Here is a 20,726-nt window from a genome sequence, read left to right as displayed (position 1 = left end):
ATGGCCAAAGTAAAAACGTCGTTTTTTTGCCAAAGTTGTGGTTCACAATACTCCAAATGGCAAGGACAATGCAACGCTTGTAAAGAATGGAATACCATTGTTGAAGAGATTATTCAAAAAGAAGAAAAAGCAGCTTGGAAAGCCGAAACATCGGAAGTAAAAAAAGCTTCTAAACCGCTTTTAGTAAAAGAAATAGATTCGACACAAGAAATCCGAATGGACACTTGCGATGGCGAACTAAATCGAGTACTTGGTGGTGGAATAGTTCCAGGATCATTAATCCTTTTAGGCGGAGAACCTGGCATTGGAAAAAGTACGCTTTTACTTCAAATTTCGTTAAAATTACCATACAAAACCTTATATGTTTCGGGCGAAGAAAGTCAGAAACAAATAAAAATGCGCGCCGAACGAATTACTACAAACGGTGATAATTGTTACATTCTTACTGAAACCAAAACCCAAAATATATTTCGTCAAATTCAGGAAATTGAACCCGAAATTGTGATTATCGATTCGATTCAAACATTACATACCGACTATATTGAATCTTCTCCAGGAAGTATTTCTCAAATCCGAGAAACCACTGCCGAACTCATAAAATTTGCTAAAGAAACCAATGTTCCTGTCATTTTAATTGGTCATATTACCAAAGACGGAAGCATTGCTGGCCCCAAAATATTGGAACATATGGTCGATACTGTTTTGCAATTTGAAGGCGACAGAAACCATGTTTATAGAATTCTTCGTTCTCTAAAAAATCGCTTTGGTTCTACAGCGGAATTAGGAATTTACGAAATGCAAGGTTCAGGATTACGAGAAGTTTCTAATCCATCAGAGATTTTAATTTCGCACAAAAACGAAGAATTATCAGGAACTGCAATTGCTTCAACTCTCGAAGGAATGCGTCCTTTAATGATAGAAATTCAAGCTTTAGTATCAACCGCTGTTTACGGAACACCACAACGAAGCACCACTGGTTACAATGCCAAACGACTCAATATGATTCTCGCCGTTCTCGAAAAAAGAGCTGGTTTCCGTTTGGGCGCCAAAGATGTTTTCCTAAATATTACTGGTGGAATTTCAGTAGATGATCCTGCGATAGATTTAGCCGTTGTCGCTGCCATATTATCATCAAACGAAGATATTCCTATTAACAAAGATTTCTGTTTTGCTGGAGAAGTCGGACTTTCGGGAGAAATTCGTCCCGTAAATCGCGTAGACCAACGTATTCAGGAAGCTGAAAAATTAGGTTTTTCGACCATTTATGTGTCTAAATACAACAAAATTTCGTTGAAAAATACTGGAATTAAAATACAATTAGTAGCAAAAATTGAAGATATTGTAAGTGAATTGTTTGGATAAATTTTAAATTATGAAACCTTATTCTGAAATATTACAATTAATTCAAACTTATCACGAATTAGGCGAAACCATCCAAGCCGCCAATTTTGTTATTGAAGAATATAGCATCAAACACCCAAACTTCAAAGGCTTCGAATTACGAGAAAAAGCGAAAGCCGAATATATTCTCATGACAACCGAAGGTACTTTTGGTTTGCCTCAAATCATCAGAATTCCAGAAAATACGTTCGAGTTTGAATTTGTATTAATGCTTAACCTCATTGCCCACGAAATGGTTCATGTAGATCAGAAAGTAACTGGACAATTTGTTGATGACCGAAACGAAAGGGAGTGGCAAGCGTATTACGAAATGCTTTTTCATAAAAAATACCCTCAAATTCCTAACTTACCCAAACACCAATTATTATTTTTTGCCAATAAAGCCTTAAGTTATTATACAAAAATGGGTGAGAACTCCGATTTACAAATAAAATATGCGGTACAAAAACAAGAAGTAGATACCTTTGTAACTTCATTATCATAATAATTTTTTTATGCGAAACAAAAAACAAAAGTTTTTTCTGTTCCTTAAAATCCTAATTGTATTCTTGTTATTTTCTGTAGCAGGAATCTACTTTTTCCGTGATGTTTTATTGCAAAAAGTGATTGAGAAAGCAACTTCAAAATTTGAAGCAGATTATAATTGTAATTTTTCTGTACAAAACGCTCATTTCGATGGTACTTCGAGTATCGAATTAAATAATATTATTTTAGTTCCCAAAGAAGCAGACACGCTGTTTTCTGTCGAAAAAATAAAAACAAAAATCAGTTTATTTCAATTGATTACTGGCGATGTCCAGTTGCAAAATCTTGAAGTGAAAAATGGATTTATTCAACTGGTAAAAAACGAAAAAGGTCGCAATTTTGACGCTTTTCTTAAAAAAGACAAAAGCGATGATAGTAATGAAAAAAGGAATTACGCCAAATTAGCCTACCGATTATTATCTAAAATGCTAAACTTAGTTCCAACCGAAATGCAGCTCGAAAACATAGCATTACGGATGGACGATTTGGGGATTAAAGTAACAATGCAATTGCCCAAATTACAATTAAAAAACCATCAATTACAAACCAATATTAATGTTACAGAAAACGAATTTTCCCAAACATGGAACATTTCAGGTTTCGTAGATCCTAGAGCTAAAAAAGCAGATGTAAGAATTTATAATAGTGATACTTCAAAAATACAATTGCCTTATATTTACAAACGTTTTGGTTTTAAATCTGGTTTTAAAAACGTTCATTTGAAATTGGATAAATTCGATTTAGAAAGTAACGAACTTCATCTTGACGGATTGGTTTCGGTAGAAGATTTTACTATAAGCCATCCTAAAATCGCAAAAAAAGAGGTGCTCATAAAAACAGCTAGTTTCGATTATCGATTTTTATTAGGAAGCGATTTTGTATCGATAGACAGTACTTCATCAGCACAAATAAATAACATCAAATTACAACCTTTTGCTGAATATAATACCGAAGAAGACACGATTTATAAGCTTCGAATTTTGATTCCAAAAATGAAGGCTCAAGATTTTATTTCTTCGCTTCCCGAAGGATTGTTCACTCATTTTACAGGAATGGAAACGGAAGGAAACTTTGATTATAAACTCAATTTCAAATACAACAAAAACAAGCCATACGCATTGGTTTTTAACAGTAATCTAAATAAAGAGAATCTTAAAATTCTAAAATATGGTGAAGCCAATTTAAACAAGCTAAACGGAGAATTTGTATATCGCGCCATCGAAAATAATGTATTGCAACGTCCTGTTTTAGTGGGAGATTCTAACCCTAATTTCACCCCTTTAGAACAAATTTCGCCGTATCTTCAAAAATGTGTACTCACATCTGAAGACCCTTCGTTTTTCTCTCATCGCGGATTTATTAATGAAGCTTTCAAACAATCTATTACTAAAAATATTAGAACCAAAAAGTTTTCTCGAGGAGCCAGCACCATTAGTATGCAATTAATCAAAAATGTTTTTTTGACCCGCGAGAAAACATTATCCCGAAAATTAGAAGAAATATTATTGGTTTACTTATTAGAAAACAACCGAATTGCAAGCAAAGAACGCATGCTCGAAGTTTATTTTAACGTGATAGAATGGGGACCAAATGTATATGGAATTGGAGAAGCATCGGCTTTTTATTTTCAGAAAAAACCAATCGATTTAACCTTAAAAGAATGTTTGTTTCTGGCTTCGATTGTACCTAAACCTAAAAAATTCATGTATCAATTTGATGATGAAGGAAAACTAAAATCTTTTGCAAACAAACATGAAGAATTTATGAGTAAACTCATGTTGCGTCGAGGATTATTAACTCCTGAAGACACGATTGGACAGCAAATTCCGCTTTCTATTTCGGGTCGTGCAAGAACACACATGAAGTTTAAAGTGCAAGATTCTATCGCTGTAGATTCTCTTTTTAATGAGTTTGATTTTAATTAATTTCATTGCCTTCCCAACCTTTTGTATAGAAAAGAACTCTATACAACTATAAACATATCTGTCATGAAAAAAATAATTCTAATTTTCACTCTTTTGGTTTCGGCACTATCATTTGCACAGAAACCTATTTTTACTTCTGCCAAAGTAAAATCAGCAACTGTATATTTTAATGCGGCCGAAATTTCACAAACTACAAACGTCGCATTACCTTCTGGAACTAGCGAAATTGTGGTAAAAAATGTCGCCAATTATTTGAATGAAAGTTCGGTTCAAATTGGCGCGCCATCATCGCTAACGGTACTTTCGGTACAATTTACAAACGATTATATGTCGGAATATGATATTGATGAAAATTCGCCAGCGATTAGAAAAGTAAAAGACAGTATTGTTTTGGTTCAAAAAGAACTAAATCGAGTGAAAAATTCTAAAAATTCCGAAAGCAAAACCATCGAATTATTGGATAAAAACCAACAAGTTTTTGGGCAAAATTCTGGTTTGAGCGTGATAGAATTAACAAAAATGGTCGATTATTACAAATCGAAACGAACTGAAATTAGCAATACAATAAACACTCTTGAAGAAAAAGAAAAAAAACTAAACGAGTTAATCACAAAACTAAACAACAAACTCGAACTCGATACAACCAAAGAAGAGAAAACCTCATCAGGAAAACTCGTGTTACAGGTTATGAATACTACTGCTGGCAATGTTCCTTTAGAAATTTCGTACATTACAAATAATGCTTCGTGGTCGCCATTTTATGATTTGAGAGCAGACAATGTTACGTCTCCAATAAATATGATGTACAAAGCGCAAGTGGTTCAAAATACTGGTATCGATTGGAAAAAAGTAAAGCTAACGTTGTCTTCTGGAAACCCAAATCAGAACAATCAAGCGCCTATTTTGAGTTCTTGGTTTTTGAGATATGGAAATCCTCCACAATATGGATATAATCAAAATGGAACTCAAAATGTAATTCAATCTTTATCTGGAAAAGTTTCTGGGTTAGAGGTTCAAAAAGATGAAGGAGAATCAAGAATAGTTTTTAGAGGAGCTAAAAGTGTCACAAATAGCAATAAAGCATTAGTAATAATTGACGGAGTTGTTTCAACCACTGAAATTTTAGCCCAAATCCCTCCTCAAAGCATTAAAAGCGTAGAAAGTTTAAAAGGAGATAGGGCCAGTGCAATATATGGCTCAGATGGAGTATATGGAGCAATAATAGTTACAACAAAACAAGGTATGGACGATTATACTTCTATCAACGAAAACCAATTGAATGTTTCTTTTGATATTGATATTCCTTACGACATTTTATCTAACGGAAAAGCACACAGTGTAGCACTTAAAGAAATAAAACTCCCAGCTTCTTACAAATATTATGCGGCTCCAAGAGTCGAAAAAGAAGCGTTTTTACTAGCAGAAATTGCCGATTATTCTAAATACAATTTACTACCTGGCGAAGCAAATATTATTTTTGAAGGCATGTATGTTGGAAAAACAATGATAAATCCAAACCAAACTTCCGATACTTTAAATTTGAGTATGGGACGCGATAAAAAAGTATCTATCAAGCGCGAAAAAGTAGTCGATAAATCTGGAACTAAATTCTTGTCTTCTAAAAAAGAACAAACTTTTACTTACGATATCACAGTAAGAAACAACAAAAAAGAGGCTATCGTGATGTTGCTAAAAGACCAATATCCGTTAAGTTCTGACAAGGAAATAGAAATAGAATTACTTCAAAAAGATGGCGCCAAAGCCAATCTTGAAACTGGAATCTTAACTTGGGATTTAGATTTAAAACCCAACGAAACCAAGAAAATAAGGATAAGTTATGTAGTAAAATATCCTAAAGATAAAATTATTGGTAATTTGTAATGCTAAAAATATTTACCGCAGATTCGCAGATTTTAAAATCTAACTATTAAAATCTGTGAATCTGCGGTATTTTTTTTTAAAATCTAAACCATTTCCATCAACTCTAAAGCTTTTCTGATGCTTTTTACGTTTTCGAAAGTTAATAGTAAACGAAGTCCATTTTTAGTTTCTTTTTCTTTCATTTTGCACAATTGCGGTTGCTTTTGTACAAATTGTAATACTTGATGAAAACGTTTCGATTGGTAATAATCACTTTGCTGGTCTGACACAAAATAGCAAACCATTTTGCCTTGTTTTAGGATTAGTTTTTCGACTCCAATTTGGGTAGCAATCCATTTTATTCGCAAACTATTCAGTAAAGCGATGGCTTGTTTGGGCAAAGGTCCAAAACGGTCAATCAGTTGTTTTTCGTATTCCTGCAAACCATTTTCATCTTTAATAATCGCCAACGCATTATACAAAGCCAATCTTTCGGTCACGCTATTGATGTAATCATCTGGAAACAATAATTCGAAATCAGAATCAATCTGTAAATCTTTTACATATTCTTTTTCTACTGTTTCGTCGTCGTTTTCATACAAATCTTTAAACTCATTTTCTTTAAGTTCTTCGATAGCTTCATTCATAATTTTCTGATAAGTATCAAAACCTATTTCGTTTATAAAACCGCTTTGCTCGCCACCTAATAAATCTCCTGCACCACGAATTTCGAGATCTTTCATAGCAATATTCAAACCACTTCCCAGTTCCGAAAATTGTTCTAAAGCTTGAATACGTTTTCGAGCATCTTCAGTCATCACAGAATACGGCGGACAAATAAAATAACAAAAGGCTTTCTTATTGCTTCGACCAACTCGACCTCGCATTTGATGCAAATCGGACAAACCAAAATTATTAGCATTATTGATGAAAATCGTATTCGCATTCGGAACATCTAAACCACTTTCGATAATAGTTGTAGCAACTAAAACATCAAATTCGCCTTCCATAAATGCCAACATGAGCTCTTCCAGTTTCTTCCCGTCCATTTGTCCGTGACCAATTCCTACTTTGGCATCGGGAACCAATCGCTGAATCATTCCAGCTACTTCTTTGATGTTTTCTATTCGATTGTTAATGAAAAACACTTGTCCGCCACGTTCAATTTCGAACGAAATAGCATCACGAATCGTTTCTTCATTAAAACCAACTACATTCGTTTCGATAGGATAACGGTTGGGCGGCGGCGTAGTAATTACCGATAAATCTCTTGCTGCCATAAGCGAAAACTGTAAAGTTCTCGGGATTGGTGTTGCTGTCAGTGTTAGTGTATCGACATTTTGGGTAATGGTTTTGAGTTTGTCTTTTACATTAACCCCAAATTTTTGTTCTTCGTCAACAATAAGCAATCCTAAATCTTTAAAAATCACATTTTTGCTCACCAATTGATGCGTTCCTATGATAATATCAAGTCTTCCCGATTCTAAATCTCTGAGTGTTTCTGCTTTTTGTTTGGCAGTTCTAAAACGATTTACATAATTAATCGTCACCGGCATGTCTTTTAACCTTTCGGTAAATGTTCGATAATGTTGGTATGCTAAAATCGTCGTTGGCACTAAAATAGCAACTTGTTTTCCGTTATCAACCGCTTTAAATGCTGCTCTTATGGCAACTTCTGTTTTTCCGAAACCTACATCACCACAAACCAAACGATCCATTGGGCGATCACTTTCCATGTCTGTTTTTACTTCTTGTGTCGATTTTAATTGGTCTGGTGTATCTTCATAAATAAACGAACTTTCTAATTCGTGCTGCAAATAACTATCGGGCGCAAATGCGAATCCTTTGTCTAAACGACGCTTCGCATACAACTGAATTAAGTTGAAAGCAATATGTTTTACTCGGGCTTTGGTTTTTTGTTTTAAAGCTTTCCAAGCACCTGAACCGAGTTTGTAAATCTTGGGTGGCGCACCATCTTTACCCGTATATTTTGATATTTTATGTAGCGAATGAATGCTTACATACACAATATCATTATCGGCATACGCTAGTTTTATAGCTTCTTGCGTTTTGCCATCAACTTGTATTTTTTGCAGTCCTCCAAATTTTCCAATTCCGTGATCTATGTGCGTTACATAATCGCCAACCACTAATGAAGTCAGTTCTTTGAGGGTTATGGTTTGTTTTTTTGAATAGCCATTTTTAATTGAAAACTTATGATAACGTTCAAAAATTTGATGGTCGGTGTAACACGCAATTTGGTTTTCTTCATCAATAAAACCTTGATACAACGGCAAAACAATAGTTTCGTATTGCTTGGTTATGGTTTCGTGATTTTGTTCGTCTAAACTTTCAAAAATATCATGAAATCGTTTGGCTTGTTGCTGATTTGAACAAAATAGATAATTTTTGTAATTATGTTCTTGATTGTCTTTCAAATTATTTAACAACAAATCGAATTGCTTGTTGAACGATGGTTGTGGCTTGATATGAAATTCGAAAGTTTCCGATGTTCTAAAAGTAGGTTTCGAAGCCGTTTCGACCACACAAAAATTTAAAGCTTGCTTGATGAATTCCTTCTGATTTAGAAATAATTGTTCGGGCGAAGCGTGTTTGATATCTTTATTTAACTTCTCGAAAGTTTCTTCGGCTTTGCCAAATAATTTATCTAATTGCGTTAATAATAAATCGGTGTTTTGAATAAAAATAGTTGTTCTTGCATTGATATATTCCAAGAAATTTTCCCTGTTTTCCTGTAAAAATTTATTTTCGAAATTAGGAATAATCGCAATTTTATTTTTCTTCTCGATTGATAGTTGTGTGGCAACATCGAAGGTTCGAATACTATCTACTTCGTTACCAAAAAACTCGATTCGGTACGGATTGTCGTTCGAAAAAGAAAATACATCTAAAATTCCGCCACGAACTGAAAATTCTCCAGGTTCGGTAATAAAATCGACTCTTTTGAATTCATATTCGAATAAAACTTCATTTATAAAATCGATAGAAACTTGGTCGCCAACCGAGATTTTTAACGTGTTTTTTTCTAATTCTTTCTTGGTTACCACTTTTTCGAAAATGGCTTCTGGATAAGAAACAATAATGGCTGGTTTTTTGCGAGAATTTATTCGATTTAAAACTTCCGAGCGAAGCAAAATATTTGCATTGTCAGTATCTTCAATTTGATATGGTCTTCGGTAAGAACTTGGGTAAAATAATACGTCTTGATCGCCAACGAGTTGTTCTAAATCGTTCAGAATATAAGCCGCTTCTTCTTTTTCGTTACACAATAACAAGAACGAATTTTCGCTTTTTGCAAACAAAGCTTGAATGACAAACGAAAATGACGAACCAACCAATCCTTTAATATGAATCTTGTTGTCGCCAGTAATTGCTTTAGTTATTGAAACAATTTTAGCTTGTTCGCTGTATTTTTTAGATAGGATTTCGGTGCTCAATGGGAATTATTTTATACAAATATACTTTGACTTTTTATGCAAAAAAAATCCTGCCTCATTTCTAGAACGAGACAGGATTTTTTTAGTACAAATTGAAATTAAAAAATTAGTTTTTTAGTAACTATTTGATTGTTTTCTAATTCGGTTTTAATGATTAATGCTTGGTTTTGTTTTTGAATGTTTTCAATTACAAATTTGTTTTCATTTGCATTTTTTTTATCAAAAATTAAACGACCTAAAACATCATAAACCTGAATAGATTTTATTTTTTCAGAAGTAGAATTAACAACGATTTCATTATTATTTGTGTTTACAAAAACTGAATTTTCATTTATAGTAAAATCATTGTTACTTAATAGTGGATTCAGGTAATGTATTTTAAACCTAGAATTAAATGTTCCTACAGCAGTATTAAAATTATAAGAACTTATTTTTAAATTATGATAAGTTCCGTTGCTTGTGTCTTCAAGAAAAATGTCTTTATCATCAAAAAAAGTATTTACATGATCGATAGTAATGGTATAATCACCTGCAATTGTTGCATTAAAACCTAAGTCGACTATGTCATTTATATTCCAAGGATATTCTCTTCCTTGAATTCCGAAACCAGAAGTATAAGTAGGAATCATCGAGTAAAAAGTGATGGCACCTTCTGTAGATGCCAACGCATCAGTTCCAAAATCATATCCGTTTGTTGCCCCTTCTTCGTATCCAAAAGCAATTTGTTTAAAAGCGCCTAAAGTATTTGTTAAGTTTAAATGAACATAATAATTTAAAGGAACGGCTTGTGCATTTTTGTAAAACTGAGCATTATTACCCGCAACTCTCATACTATTTGTAAATAAAAAGGTGGTGGTGGTTCCTGCCGACGCAAAAAAGCCTTGTCCAGCTGCAATATAATCTCCCGGAACTGTTCCACCCGATATTGCTGCTGTTCCAGTTGTTCGGGTTCTAATAGCATAGTCGTTTGTTGTAAAAACATTACTTGCAATTGCTGTATTGTGTGTCCAGAAATACAAAGTTCCTAAAGTAGGGCTGACAAACAAATTAGCAACACTAATTGCCGACGGATAAGGATTTCCTATAAAATTATAATTTAGTAAAGCTGGATTAAAAGCAACTACATTTGTAGGCAAATCACCATTATTTGGCACGCCAATAAATTCTCCGTTAAAAATTTGTGGTGTCGATGTGAAATTTTCAGGTGCTCTAACTGCATATCCTTTCGTAGCTTCCATAGTGTTTGCAGCTGATTCATTTACCCAAGCATTTGTGGTTGCGTTAAAACTATGGTATCTATCTGCTCTAGTAAGTGGAGAAAAACCAACCAATGTTTGTCCTACAACTGGCGATGACCAATAGGTATATTCTAAACCTCTCATTGGCGTTGCGTTTCTTTTGAAGTTTATACTTCCTGTATTTACTGCCGAAACATTATTTTGTAACAAACTAGCATTGTTTTCGAAAACTAATTTTGAACCCACATCAACCGTAATGCCATTTGCTACTGTAAAAGTATGAGCAGAAACACCTCCGCTAATAGTAACAATTGCACCATTTGTAACAGTAACCGCTTTTGCAACAATATCTGCAGTTGAAGTATAATTTCCTGTAAAAATAGCATTTTTCGTTATGGTTGGAGGATTAGGACTCCAAGAAGTTCCGTCCCAAGTTACGTTTTGTGCTTGACCGATGTTTGAAACTAGAATTAATACTAAAAAAGTAAAAAAACCAAAATATTTTGAAGTGTAATTTTTAATCATGTCTTTATTTTTTGCAAATGTAATTATATACTATCAATTTTCAATATTATTAGTTTCATTAATCGGAGGAACATTTGTTGGCTGCGAACCGTTTAATGAATTAAGCATTTCTTGCTCTCCTTCTTCTTTCTGAATGTGGCTACGACGTACAATTTCTTCTATTTGATCCTGAAAAGCCATCAATTCAACATTCAAATCGGTAATCAGAGTAGCTACTTTTTTTTCAGGAATTCTATCTAGATTTATAAACGTATTTAAGGCTTTTACTTTTGTAACTATTGCCATCAGTCTACTTTTTATTTGCGGTTTACTAATTCTTTCAGGAATCGTATAGTTCAGCGTTTCTACTTTTACAACCAAACCCTTGGTTTTTCGCTGAAAAGCACCAATCGTTCCTTTTGGTTTTTGGTACAATTCTGAGGTAAACAATCGCCAATCGCCCCACTCGTTTGTAATCTTTTGCGCTTCTGGGCTTAAAGTTCGTGGTGCAAAATTCCATGTTTTGTTGATGGTGCTAAAAACCAATTCTTTTTCTTTCAAAGCCTTGGCAATCTGCATTTCATGTGTATTATCATCGTCTTTGCAGCCTGTGAATAAAACCATCAATAACAAAAACAGTGAAAAAATATATTTCATATTCAAAATATTAAACTAAAAAGCAAATGTAGTTATTTTTGGTTTTTGGTTTACCAAAGTGTTAAAGATGTTAACGCTATATTTTACGAAAATGGTATATTTGTATTTCAACATAACAAAAAATGGATACAAAAATATTAATTATAGGTGCTTGCGGACAAATTGGAACCGAGCTAACGAACAAATTACGAACGATTTACGGCAAAGATAATGTGATTGCTTCCGATATTAGGAAACTAAATACGGATATTGTAAACGAAGGAATTTTTGAAGTGGTAAATGCTTTAGATTACAACCAGATTGAACATTTGTTAGAAAAATATCAGATTACCGATGTTTATTTGATGGCGGCATTACTATCGGCAACAGCCGAAAAAAACCCAGCTTTTGCTTGGGATTTGAATATGAATTCGCTTTTCCATGTTTTGAATTTAGCGAAAGCTGGAAAAATAAAAAAAATATTTTGGCCTTCGAGTATTGCGGTTTTTGGACCCACAACGCCAAGAGAAAATACGCCACAATACACCATTATGGAACCAAGTACGGTTTACGGAATTAGCAAACAAACCGGAGAACGCTGGTGCGAATATTACCACAAACAATATGGTGTTGACGTGCGAAGCATTAGATATCCTGGCCTTATCAGTTGGAGTACGCCTCCAGGTGGTGGAACGACCGATTATGCTGTAGATATTTACCACAAAGCCATTACCGATGGGAAATTCACTTCGTTCCTATCTGAAAATACAGGTTTACCAATGATGTATATGGACGATGCGATAAAAGCCACCGTAAACATCATGCAAGTTCCGTCAGAAAATGTAAAAATTCGTTCTTCCTACAATTTGTCTGGTATGAGTTTTACACCTGCTGAAATTGCTGAAGAAATTAAAAAACACTTTCCTGACTTTACAATAGATTACGAACCCGATTTTCGTCAAAAAATTGCCGATTCTTGGCCAGCCAGCATCGATGATAGTGAAGCTAGAAAAGATTGGGGCTGGAAAAATGATTTCGATATGGAAAACATGACGGTAGAAATGATTACCAAACTAAAAGAAAATATATACCAATAAATTTTGATTGAATTCTATAAAAAAACCGCTCTAAAAAAGCGGTTTTATTGTTCATATATCATATTGTACAAATCAAAACCTGGCGCCCAATAATCGTTTTGTACTTCTTTAAGTACGAAGCCATTTTTTTGATAAAATTTATAAACCAATTGTGACGTTCTAACCGATATGGTTTTAATTTCATGCATCGATTTTAGGATATCTAAACGATGTTTGAGTAGTTTTGTTCCTGCACCAATTCCTTGAAAATTTGGATGGATAAAATCCCAACTAATTTTTCCAATGGTGTTATTCTCTTCAAAATTAATTCCTCCAGCTCCAATAATTTGATTTTCAAATACCAAAACATAGTATTTATCTATTTCATGGTCTAAATAATTATCTAGGTCAACTATTTCAGATTCTGCAAAATATTTGGGAACATTTAGTTTTAATATTTCAAGTAGTTTTGGTTTATCTTCAGAATTATATTCTCTTATTATTAATTCATTGTTCATTTTTATTTCTTCAATTTATCGATAATTGGATTTTCGATAACTTCCTTTATTTTAATGACTTCATTAGTGTTGTCGTTAGGAATCGTCATAGAAAGAACGTAGTGTTTTATTTTCCATTCATTTCCTGTTTTTACCAAAACGCCTGAACCACGACAAATTTTCATTTGGGTGTTTAGTAATTCGTCAAACCAAGCTGTTTTTCCTGATTTGTCGAAATAAACATGACGTTCTAAGGCTGTAAAACTCCACGCTTTGCCTTTGTCGAAAAAAGGTTTTGCAAAAGCCATAAAATCTTTTTTGTTCCAATTTTCGGTAGCATCAGTGCCAATAAAAATAGATTCTTCGGACATCATCCCGAAATAAGTGTCAAATTTTGCTTCAGCCGCCGCTTTGTGCCAATTGTCTAAAACTGTATTTATATTTGCCGTTTCTTTGGTTTGAGCTTGTGCCAAAGCAGAAAATAAGAATATGGAAAGCAGTATTTTTTTCATAGTAAAAAATTTTATGCTACTAAATTAATCAAAAAATATAACTAAAGTAGATTGTAGTTTATTAAGACTATCTGATAGTGCGGATTTATGTCATATTTACAGCATTGATTGCCTGCTGACATTTTTAGGGTGCTATTGTTTGAATAAATGTTCTCATCATAATTATTGAGTCATTGAGATTGTCAAAAGTATATTTTGTATTATTTGTGTTTTCGGGATGATGAATTTGGTGTCTAATATAATCTGTCAGAATTATTTGTTCTACCCTCAATGTTCCGTCTCGCGTTTGTTTATTATAAGTAATAGTTGGTTTTGAATTTCTGAAATTATTTAATTCCCCTTCTAACTCTATGTAGCCATACAGTTCGTTATGATACTCTTCGGTTACTTCTGAAAACGCTAGGAAATTAACCTCGTTAAGTGAAGGATAAGGAAGTTGATTTGGTAAAATGGCTTCTATGTTTTTTGTGTTATTAGCATTTGTAACTAACCTTAAATGTTCAAATTTTAGTGCTTTAACCAATGTTGCACTATGTGTCGTAATAATTACTTGTGTATTTGGTGTTGTAGCGAGTTCCAAAAAAGCAGAAATTAATTTTTTCTGATGGTCTGTATGTTGTGAAGTTTCTGGTTCCTCAATTGCATAGATAATACTAGGTATATTTTCTTCTACTTTTCTTCTTTCCGCTTCTGCTCTGAAAAAATTAAGTAAAATAAGTCTTTTCACTCCGCTACCTCTTTTATTAATTGGAATGTCATCATCGCCTGTAATGGAAACACTTTTAAATACATCAGTCCATTTTAAACTTTCAACGGGTGGAATAATTGGATTTAAACTATTCGCAATTTCGGGATTCATTTCCCTTACTTTTTCAAGTGTTCTCGCAGAAACTTCTCTTAATTTATTTTCTACTTCTAATGCAATTTCAGCAAATTTTTGTTTAAGTATTCTGTCATTCAAAATTTGTTTTACTGCTTCTTTTAACGGGTCTTGCACTTCACTATCTCCATCACTATTTTTTCTATCAGATTGAAATAACGAATAAAGGGGTAAGTAATTTTGTAATTTGTCCCAAATGGATTTGGTGTCACCTTTAGTTACATCAATTTCCATTTCAGATAATTGTAGGTCAGAATTAAAATGTGTCCAAATTGCTGTCCGCATTACTGCATTTATCGTTTGATTAGTACAAGTAATTGAGTTTTCCTTTATCGTTTTTTGATAGTCAGTATTTTTCTTTTGTAATAAGTCTTTACAATTGTCGTTTGTCGGGTGATTTGCTCTAACAAAAACTTTTTCTTTACCTGCATTTGGATATTTCTTTATTATTTCAAGTTGATTATTAGAGTTTAATAAATATTCTGATTGTAAGGTAGTTTCGTTTGTACTGTCAATTACTATTGTTCTTGGCAATTCTTCAAAACAAACTGATATTACTATTTCGTTGTCATTTTCAGCAACCGCTTGCTTGTTTATGTCATCTTTGTCAAGCTTTACCACACCTTTGCCATCATTGAAGAAAATGTCCAAAGCTTCTAAAACAGTTGATTTTCCAATGTCGTTTTTACCTACAAAAGCAGTTAAGTCATCAAATTCAATTTCTACTTCGTCTTTGTAGCTTCTAAAATTCTTAATCTTTATTTTTTTGATTTTCATATGTCAATACTTGTGTTTGTTAGGTGTCGTTGTATGCTTGCCATTAATTTATAAATGTGTATGGTTGCAAATCCGCACTATCTGGGTTTATGATGATTTTATCTCTTCTACAGTTAAATCAACTAATCGTGGAATTTTTCCAGTTAACAACTCTAAATATATAATTTTTTGAGCATTGTATGTATCAATCGCAATACAAAAATCTTCAGCAATTTGAAATTCGCTTGAATAATGTTTATGTAAAAATTTATAAAGCATTTCACAAAACATTCCTAGTTGAGATTTTTGGTATCCGCCCAATTGTGGAATCAATGCGATAGCTCCGATTTCTTTTTTTCCATTTCGCTCAAAACAAAAAACTAAACTTGGATTAATATAGATTGGAAGACTATTAATCAAAATAATTTTCTGTTCTTTATGTACAGTTTCAAAATTAGTAATATCTAAAGGACGCAAAAGGTGTAAATCAAATTCTTTAAAATTATTAAGAATATCTAAATTTCTTTGGTACATCACTTTGTCTTTTTCGCTGTCTGTGTTAGCCTGACGCGAAATTACATCATCAATTTTTACATCATAATACTCATCTTTTCCTGATTTGAAAGTATTATAAATACTACTTGTACTAATTGCCCAATAATTCCCCCCAGAATCTTTAGCATCTTCTAGTTTTTCTTTTGGTTTGCGAGTTTTCAATTTGAAAGCAAAATTATTTTTTAATTTACCAGAAGGTCTTCCGCGAAAGTCTATCAATTCCTTAATTGTGATTTTTTCCATTTATAATAATTTAATCTAAAATATTTATTTACAGTTTGTTAACACCTAGATTTGAATCGATGTAATTATAGCTTCTCATGGCCAAAAATTACAGCCAACTTATAAACATGTACAATCATATCACCAAACCTAACCTATTACCTCCACCTCCACAATCACTAATATTAATGATATTTAAATCTCATTAATATTAGTTAGAAGAATTTTTAACTATATCAAGATGAGTATTTTGTAATTTGTACAACTATTAAATCCCCAAAAGTAGATTCCCGCCTGCGCGGGAAAGACAATGACAAACTGTACAAAAAGTTAATTAAAGTCGATTGTAGTTTATTAAGACTACCTTGTGCCGTTGCTTGTCTATTCAGGTAGTCAAACAATCCCATGGAAAATAGTTTTGAAACACTAATTGCCTCTTATATTGAAAGTAAAGTAGGTATCTCTCAACATTTTTTGAGCGACGAACTAGCCAACCACCTCAAAGAAAATTTACTTTCTCTGCACCACGATAATAAATTACTCACCGCAGGAACTGGCAACGCCGACAAACTGATACACAACACCGCAATACGAAACGATGTGATTTATTGGCTCGATAAAAAGAACAATAACGCACACGAAAATGCTTTTTTTGTACAAATAGAAGCTTTTATAGAGTATCTAAACATTTCTTGTTATGCAGGAATTACAGGCTATGAGTTTCATTATTCTTTGTACGAAACAGGTAGTTTTTATAGGAAACATTTAGATCAGTTTCAGGATAATTCGAGCAGACAATTCTCGATGATTAGCTACTTAAATGCCAACTGGCAAGAACATGATGGTGGCGAATTACTTATTCATCAGTTAGACAACGACCAGAAAATATCGCCTACGCAAGGCAAAACGGTTTTCTTCAAAAGTAATGAATTGGTTCATGAAGTTTTGGTTACCAACGAAAGAAGAATGAGTGTGACGGGTTGGTTGAAGCGAGACTAATTTTTTTAACTTTCAAATTCAAAAACTTTAAACAAAAAAAAGACTATCATTTCTGATAGTCTTTTCGCTTTTTGCTCCCTCTCTTGGGCTCGAACCAAGGACCCTCTGATTAACAGTCAGATGCTCTAACCAACTGAGCTAAGAAGGAAAGTGTTTTTCACTTTTAAAGCGGTGCAAAGATAGCACCATTTTTATTATATGCAAATAAAATTATCTCTTTTTTAGAAAAAATTCTTCGCTATTATGGCATAGATGTCTTTTCCAAAGGTTAAAGCCATTAGGCTCAGCAAGATAATCATTCCAACTGTTTGAACTCTTTCGGCAGCTTTTATGCTCAAAGTTTTACCTGTAATCATTTCGGCAATGGTAAATATAGCATGCCCACCATCAAGACCCGGAATAGGCAACAAGTTCATAAACGCTAATCCTATCGAAAACATAGCTGTAAACCCCCATATAAACTCCCAGTTCCATTCTGTTGGAAGTTTCTGAGTAATTCCTATTGGACTCATTACTTGCTTATAGGCTTCGGTTTTTGGTCTAAGAATTAATTTAAATTGTTTGATGTTATAAATAAACTGCGTGTAAGACTCGTTTACAGCAGCAGGAATGGCTTGTAAAAGACTTAATTTGTTTGTGATTATAAAATCTTCTTTATCTTGAGAAGCTGGTCTAAAACCAATCTTTCCTTCTGGCGTAACTTTAGATGATACTAAGATTTCTTTTCCTGCTCTTAAAACAGTTAATTGAATTGAATCTGATTTTTTAGCTTGTAAAGTTGTAGACAGTTCATCGTAAAATTTAATGCTTTGACCATTTGCTTTTACAATTCTATCTCCTTTTAATAATCCAGCTTTATCTGATTCGCTTTTAGGAACAATAGAATCTACATAGATTTCGGTTAATCTTGGCATCATAAAACCTTTTCCTTCAGAACCTAAAATTTTACTTTTTTGCTCATCGGTAATGGTTAGAGTTTGCTTTTGTCCATCTCTTTCTACTTCAACTTTATCTCCCAATAAAACATCGATAATCATTCGGTTGAATTTTGGCTGAACTTTACCATCAACACTCAAAATTTTATCTCCATTTTTAAAACCTGCGTTAAGTCCAGATTCTCCAAACATTAATCCTTTTTTTTGAGACAATTCTGTTGAAGCATATTTTTGTCCAACTGTACTAAACATTATAGTATAAATTAAAAACGCCAAAATAATATTTACCGTAATTCCTCCCAACATAATAATTAGACGTTGCCAAGCTGGTTTGCTACGGAATTCCCAAGCTTGTGCTGGCTGTGCCATTTGTTCGGTGTCCATGCTTTCGTCCATCATTCCTGATAGTTTTACATAACCACCTATTGGCAACCAACCAATTCCCCATTCGGTATCGTTTATTTTCTTTTTGAATAATGAGAATCCAGCATCCATAAAAAGATAGAATTTTTCGACTCTAACTTTAAACATTCTTGCGGTAATATAGTGCCCAAATTCGTGAAGAATTACAAGTACAGAAAGTATAAATAAGATTTGTGCTATTTGTATTAAAGTATCCATTTATTAATTTTAATTTTTGATGTAAAAAACAAAAGTAAGGTTTTCACCTTACTTTTTTACAAATTATGTGCCTAGTTTATTTTTTTATGAAATTTTTATGAAAAGTCCCTTCAGAAGTTTCAAATTTTACAATATACATTCCTGACGAAAGACCTGAAACATCAATATTATTCTGAGTAGTTTCTAAAGATTTTTGCCCTAAGGTATTGTATAAACTTACTTTTTTCAAAATCATATTTGACGGCAAATCGATATTTAAAATATCCGATGACGGATTAGGGTACATGTTTATTGCTGTGTCATAATTAAAATTTTCTATTCCAAGTGTCGCAGTGCTATTGCGTGAAATAATATCTTTATTAGGATCAAATAAAATTCCTGTTACTGTAAATCCTACCGGAACTACAAAAATTTGCCCGTTTGTTGTATTATTTAAAACGACATCTAATTGTTGTCCTGAAGCGCCTGTTAATCTTACTGGAACTGGCATTTCGAAATAAGAAACATACCCTGTTTGAGCTGGATTTGTTATTGATTGTGTCTGACTAATTTGAACCGTCGCTTGTCCTGCACCAGAATTAAACGCATTTATTGTATATGTCGGATAACCTTCGTTATAAACCCAATCATTAAAAAATTCTTGCAAACTGCCTGGAGCGCCAGAAACTGCTTCCATATGCGTTTGAAATTGTGGTGTTAATGCGTATGCGTAAGCTAATGCTGGATCGTTTAAATAATTCCTTAATCCTTGAAAGAAATTTGTATCACCCATTTTAAAACGCAACATATTAGTTACCATAGAACCCTTATTGTAGCTTAAACGACTACTAAAAATTCTGCCTATGTTTGTTAATTGCGAGTCATATAAATATAAATTTCCTGTAGGACTTAAAGTTATACCGTCAATTGTATTGTTAATTTTACTGTTTTTCCATGAAACAAATGCCGCGGCTCCATCTATATTTTCGACAACCAATCCAGACATATATTCAGTTATTCCCTCGTTAAGCCAAATATCTTTCCAAGAACCACAAGTTACTTTGTCGCCAAACCATTGGTGTGCCATTTCGTGAGCAATTAAACTTCGACTCCAGCCGCCCATAAAGGAAACTGTTGTGTGTTCCATTCCTCCGCCCCAACCAAATTCGGCATGGCCATATTTCTCGTTTCTAAAAGGATAATTTCCAATTTTAGTTTCGTAGAGATTTATAATAGTTGGTGTAACAGCCAAACTTGTTATTGTACTTGCAGCTGTTTCAGGATAAATATAATTTACAATAGGGAAAAAAGGACTCCCAGCGGTTCCTAATCCTCCTTGTTGATTGTGAATCTGATAATCAGTAACCGCAAAGGCAATTAAATATGCAGGAATAGGATAATTGTGACGAAAATGAGTGGTTGCATTTGCGCCATTTATTGTTCTAGATTGTTCTAGTCCGTTTGCAGCAACATTGTAGACAGATGGAGCTGTAACACGAATATCTACAGATGTGATTTTATCATTTAAATCTTGTTTACAAGGCCACCAATCGCGAGCACCATACGGTTCGGACAAAGTCCACATAACTGGTGTGTCGCTGCCACCATGTGTGTCGGTAGCAAAAGCACTAAAACCACTTGCTGGAGGCGCTCCTGAATAAACAATTTCAATAGTTGCCGAAGTTCCTGATAATTGGGCTGTAGGTAATGTAATAATTAGTTCATTATTTGTGTTCTCAACAAAAGCTAAATTTGTTGCGCCTTGTTTTACTGAACTTACAGTTAAATCATTAGCAAAATCGAAAGTAATAGTATTCATATTTGACAATGCTGTGAATGTAGTAGTGATTTTTCCTGATATAAAATACACTGCAGGATCGACTGTTAATTCTAAATTATGATGGGTAACATCATAATTTAATGTATTAGAATTCACGGTCATATTCATTGTTTTTGAAGCAGATTTCATTTCTGCCTCAGCAATATTTTCCGTGCTATATTTTTCGTCTTGAGAAAAGCCAAATACGCTTGTTAGTAGTAATAGTATTAATGTAGTTTTTTTCATGGGGCTTTTGAAATTTACACAAATCTAATAATTTCATTGGTATTTTGTGTTAATTTTTATTAAATTATCAAAATAACCAAGT

Annotated in this window: 15 protein-coding genes and 1 tRNA gene; 6 read left to right on the top strand and 10 right to left on the bottom strand. The window is 33.3% G+C overall.

The window, feature by feature from the left end; genetic code table 11:
- The 4 genes from radA (at position 1) to BM053_RS05790 (ending at position 5,732) form a co-directional block, all read left to right on the top strand.
- A complete protein-coding gene (gene radA / locus BM053_RS05805; protein WP_091475057.1) occupies positions 1-1,362 on the top strand; it encodes a DNA repair protein RadA in 1,362 nt (453 codons plus the stop codon).
- 10 nt (positions 1,363-1,372) lie between these two features.
- Positions 1,373-1,885 (top strand): hypothetical protein, encoded by a 513-nt coding sequence (locus tag BM053_RS05800; protein ID WP_091475055.1) that lies wholly within the window; start codon positions 1,373-1,375, stop codon positions 1,883-1,885.
- Positions 1,886-1,895: 10 nt separating this feature from the next.
- On the top strand, positions 1,896-3,851 hold the full coding sequence (locus BM053_RS05795) for a transglycosylase domain-containing protein (RefSeq protein ID WP_091475052.1): 1,956 nt from the start codon (positions 1,896-1,898) through the stop codon (positions 3,849-3,851).
- A gap of 63 nt (positions 3,852-3,914) precedes the next feature.
- Positions 3,915-5,732, top strand: a complete 1,818-nt coding sequence (locus tag BM053_RS05790) for a DUF4139 domain-containing protein (RefSeq protein ID WP_091475049.1) — start codon at positions 3,915-3,917, stop codon at positions 5,730-5,732.
- An 83-nt stretch (positions 5,733-5,815) separates the two neighbouring features.
- Here BM053_RS05790 and mfd read toward each other — a convergent pair whose 3' ends face one another.
- The 3 genes from mfd to BM053_RS05775 all read right to left on the bottom strand — a co-directional run bounded on the left by mfd (position 5,816) and on the right by BM053_RS05775 (position 11,568).
- Complete coding sequence (gene mfd / locus BM053_RS05785; protein ID WP_244148512.1) at positions 5,816-9,124, bottom strand: transcription-repair coupling factor; 3,309 nt, start codon at positions 9,122-9,124, stop codon at positions 5,816-5,818.
- A 143-nt stretch (positions 9,125-9,267) separates the two neighbouring features.
- Entirely contained in the window at positions 9,268-10,932 is a 1,665-nt protein-coding gene (locus tag BM053_RS05780; protein ID WP_091475044.1) for a T9SS sorting signal type C domain-containing protein, read from the bottom strand.
- 33 nt (positions 10,933-10,965) lie between these two features.
- Positions 10,966-11,568, bottom strand: a complete 603-nt coding sequence (locus tag BM053_RS05775) for a hypothetical protein (RefSeq protein WP_091475042.1) — start codon at positions 11,566-11,568, stop codon at positions 10,966-10,968.
- 122 nt (positions 11,569-11,690) lie between these two features.
- Here BM053_RS05775 and BM053_RS05770 point away from each other — a divergent pair, with 122 nt between their 5' ends.
- The gene (locus BM053_RS05770; RefSeq protein ID WP_091475040.1) at positions 11,691-12,644 is read left to right on the top strand and encodes an L-threonine 3-dehydrogenase; all 954 of its coding nucleotides are present in this window, start codon (positions 11,691-11,693) and stop codon (positions 12,642-12,644) included.
- A gap of 44 nt (positions 12,645-12,688) precedes the next feature.
- Here BM053_RS05770 and BM053_RS05765 read toward each other — a convergent pair whose 3' ends face one another.
- The 4 genes from BM053_RS05765 to BM053_RS05750 all read right to left on the bottom strand — a co-directional run bounded on the left by BM053_RS05765 (position 12,689) and on the right by BM053_RS05750 (position 16,066).
- A complete protein-coding gene (locus BM053_RS05765; RefSeq protein ID WP_091475038.1) occupies positions 12,689-13,141 on the bottom strand; it encodes a GNAT family N-acetyltransferase in 453 nt (150 codons plus the stop codon).
- A gap of 2 nt (positions 13,142-13,143) precedes the next feature.
- Positions 13,144-13,632, bottom strand: coding sequence for a nuclear transport factor 2 family protein (locus tag BM053_RS05760; protein WP_091475036.1), 489 nt, complete (start codon positions 13,630-13,632; stop codon positions 13,144-13,146).
- A 124-nt stretch (positions 13,633-13,756) separates the two neighbouring features.
- A complete protein-coding gene (locus tag BM053_RS05755) occupies positions 13,757-15,289 on the bottom strand; it encodes an ATP-binding protein (protein ID WP_091475035.1) in 1,533 nt (510 codons plus the stop codon).
- An 87-nt stretch (positions 15,290-15,376) separates the two neighbouring features.
- Entirely contained in the window at positions 15,377-16,066 is a 690-nt protein-coding gene (locus BM053_RS05750; RefSeq protein WP_091475032.1) for a hypothetical protein, read from the bottom strand.
- A 384-nt stretch (positions 16,067-16,450) separates the two neighbouring features.
- Between BM053_RS05750 and BM053_RS05745 the strand changes: the two genes are divergently transcribed.
- Positions 16,451-17,044: a 2OG-Fe(II) oxygenase gene (locus BM053_RS05745; protein ID WP_091475030.1), complete on the top strand. Its 594-nt coding sequence runs from the start codon at positions 16,451-16,453 to the stop codon at positions 17,042-17,044.
- Between the two features lie 74 nt (positions 17,045-17,118).
- Here BM053_RS05745 and BM053_RS05740 read toward each other — a convergent pair.
- The 3 genes from BM053_RS05740 to BM053_RS05730 all read right to left on the bottom strand — a co-directional run bounded on the left by BM053_RS05740 (position 17,119) and on the right by BM053_RS05730 (position 20,644).
- Positions 17,119-17,192 (bottom strand) — tRNA-Asn (locus BM053_RS05740).
- A 73-nt stretch (positions 17,193-17,265) separates the two neighbouring features.
- A complete protein-coding gene (rseP, locus tag BM053_RS05735; protein WP_091475028.1) occupies positions 17,266-18,600 on the bottom strand; it encodes an RIP metalloprotease RseP in 1,335 nt (444 codons plus the stop codon).
- 76 nt (positions 18,601-18,676) lie between these two features.
- Positions 18,677-20,644 (bottom strand): M1 family metallopeptidase, encoded by a 1,968-nt coding sequence (locus BM053_RS05730; RefSeq protein ID WP_091475026.1) that lies wholly within the window; start codon positions 20,642-20,644, stop codon positions 18,677-18,679.
- Between the last annotated feature and the right edge of the window lie 82 nt (positions 20,645-20,726).

The sequence above is a fragment of the Flavobacterium swingsii genome, assembly GCF_900111965.1.
In the GTDB taxonomy this organism is placed as follows: Bacteria; Bacteroidota; Bacteroidia; order Flavobacteriales; family Flavobacteriaceae; genus Flavobacterium; species Flavobacterium swingsii.
This window is presented reverse-complemented; position numbering and strand designations above follow the sequence as displayed.

Bases quoted from the DNA above. Each gene is read 5' to 3' on its own strand.
- BM053_RS05755 (WP_091475035.1), bottom strand. From the start codon at position 15,289: ATGAAAATCAAAAAAATAAAGATTAAGAATTTTAGAAGCTACAAAGAC.
- BM053_RS05775 (WP_091475042.1), bottom strand. From the start codon at position 11,568: ATGAAATATATTTTTTCACTGTTTTTGTTATTGATGGTTTTATTCACA.
- radA (WP_091475057.1), top strand. From the start codon at position 1: ATGGCCAAAGTAAAAACGTCGTTTTTTTGCCAAAGTTGTGGTTCACAA.
- BM053_RS05745 (WP_091475030.1), top strand. From the start codon at position 16,451: ATGGAAAATAGTTTTGAAACACTAATTGCCTCTTATATTGAAAGTAAA.
- BM053_RS05765 (WP_091475038.1), bottom strand. From the start codon at position 13,141: ATGAACAATGAATTAATAATAAGAGAATATAATTCTGAAGATAAACCA.
- rseP (WP_091475028.1), bottom strand. From the start codon at position 18,600: ATGGATACTTTAATACAAATAGCACAAATCTTATTTATACTTTCTGTA.
- BM053_RS05790 (WP_091475049.1), top strand. From the start codon at position 3,915: ATGAAAAAAATAATTCTAATTTTCACTCTTTTGGTTTCGGCACTATCA.
- BM053_RS05800 (WP_091475055.1), top strand. From the start codon at position 1,373: ATGAAACCTTATTCTGAAATATTACAATTAATTCAAACTTATCACGAA.
- BM053_RS05730 (WP_091475026.1), bottom strand. From the start codon at position 20,644: ATGAAAAAAACTACATTAATACTATTACTACTAACAAGCGTATTTGGC.
- BM053_RS05760 (WP_091475036.1), bottom strand. From the start codon at position 13,632: ATGAAAAAAATACTGCTTTCCATATTCTTATTTTCTGCTTTGGCACAA.
- BM053_RS05750 (WP_091475032.1), bottom strand. From the start codon at position 16,066: ATGGAAAAAATCACAATTAAGGAATTGATAGACTTTCGCGGAAGACCT.
- BM053_RS05770 (WP_091475040.1), top strand. From the start codon at position 11,691: ATGGATACAAAAATATTAATTATAGGTGCTTGCGGACAAATTGGAACC.
- BM053_RS05780 (WP_091475044.1), bottom strand. From the start codon at position 10,932: ATGATTAAAAATTACACTTCAAAATATTTTGGTTTTTTTACTTTTTTA.
- BM053_RS05795 (WP_091475052.1), top strand. From the start codon at position 1,896: ATGCGAAACAAAAAACAAAAGTTTTTTCTGTTCCTTAAAATCCTAATT.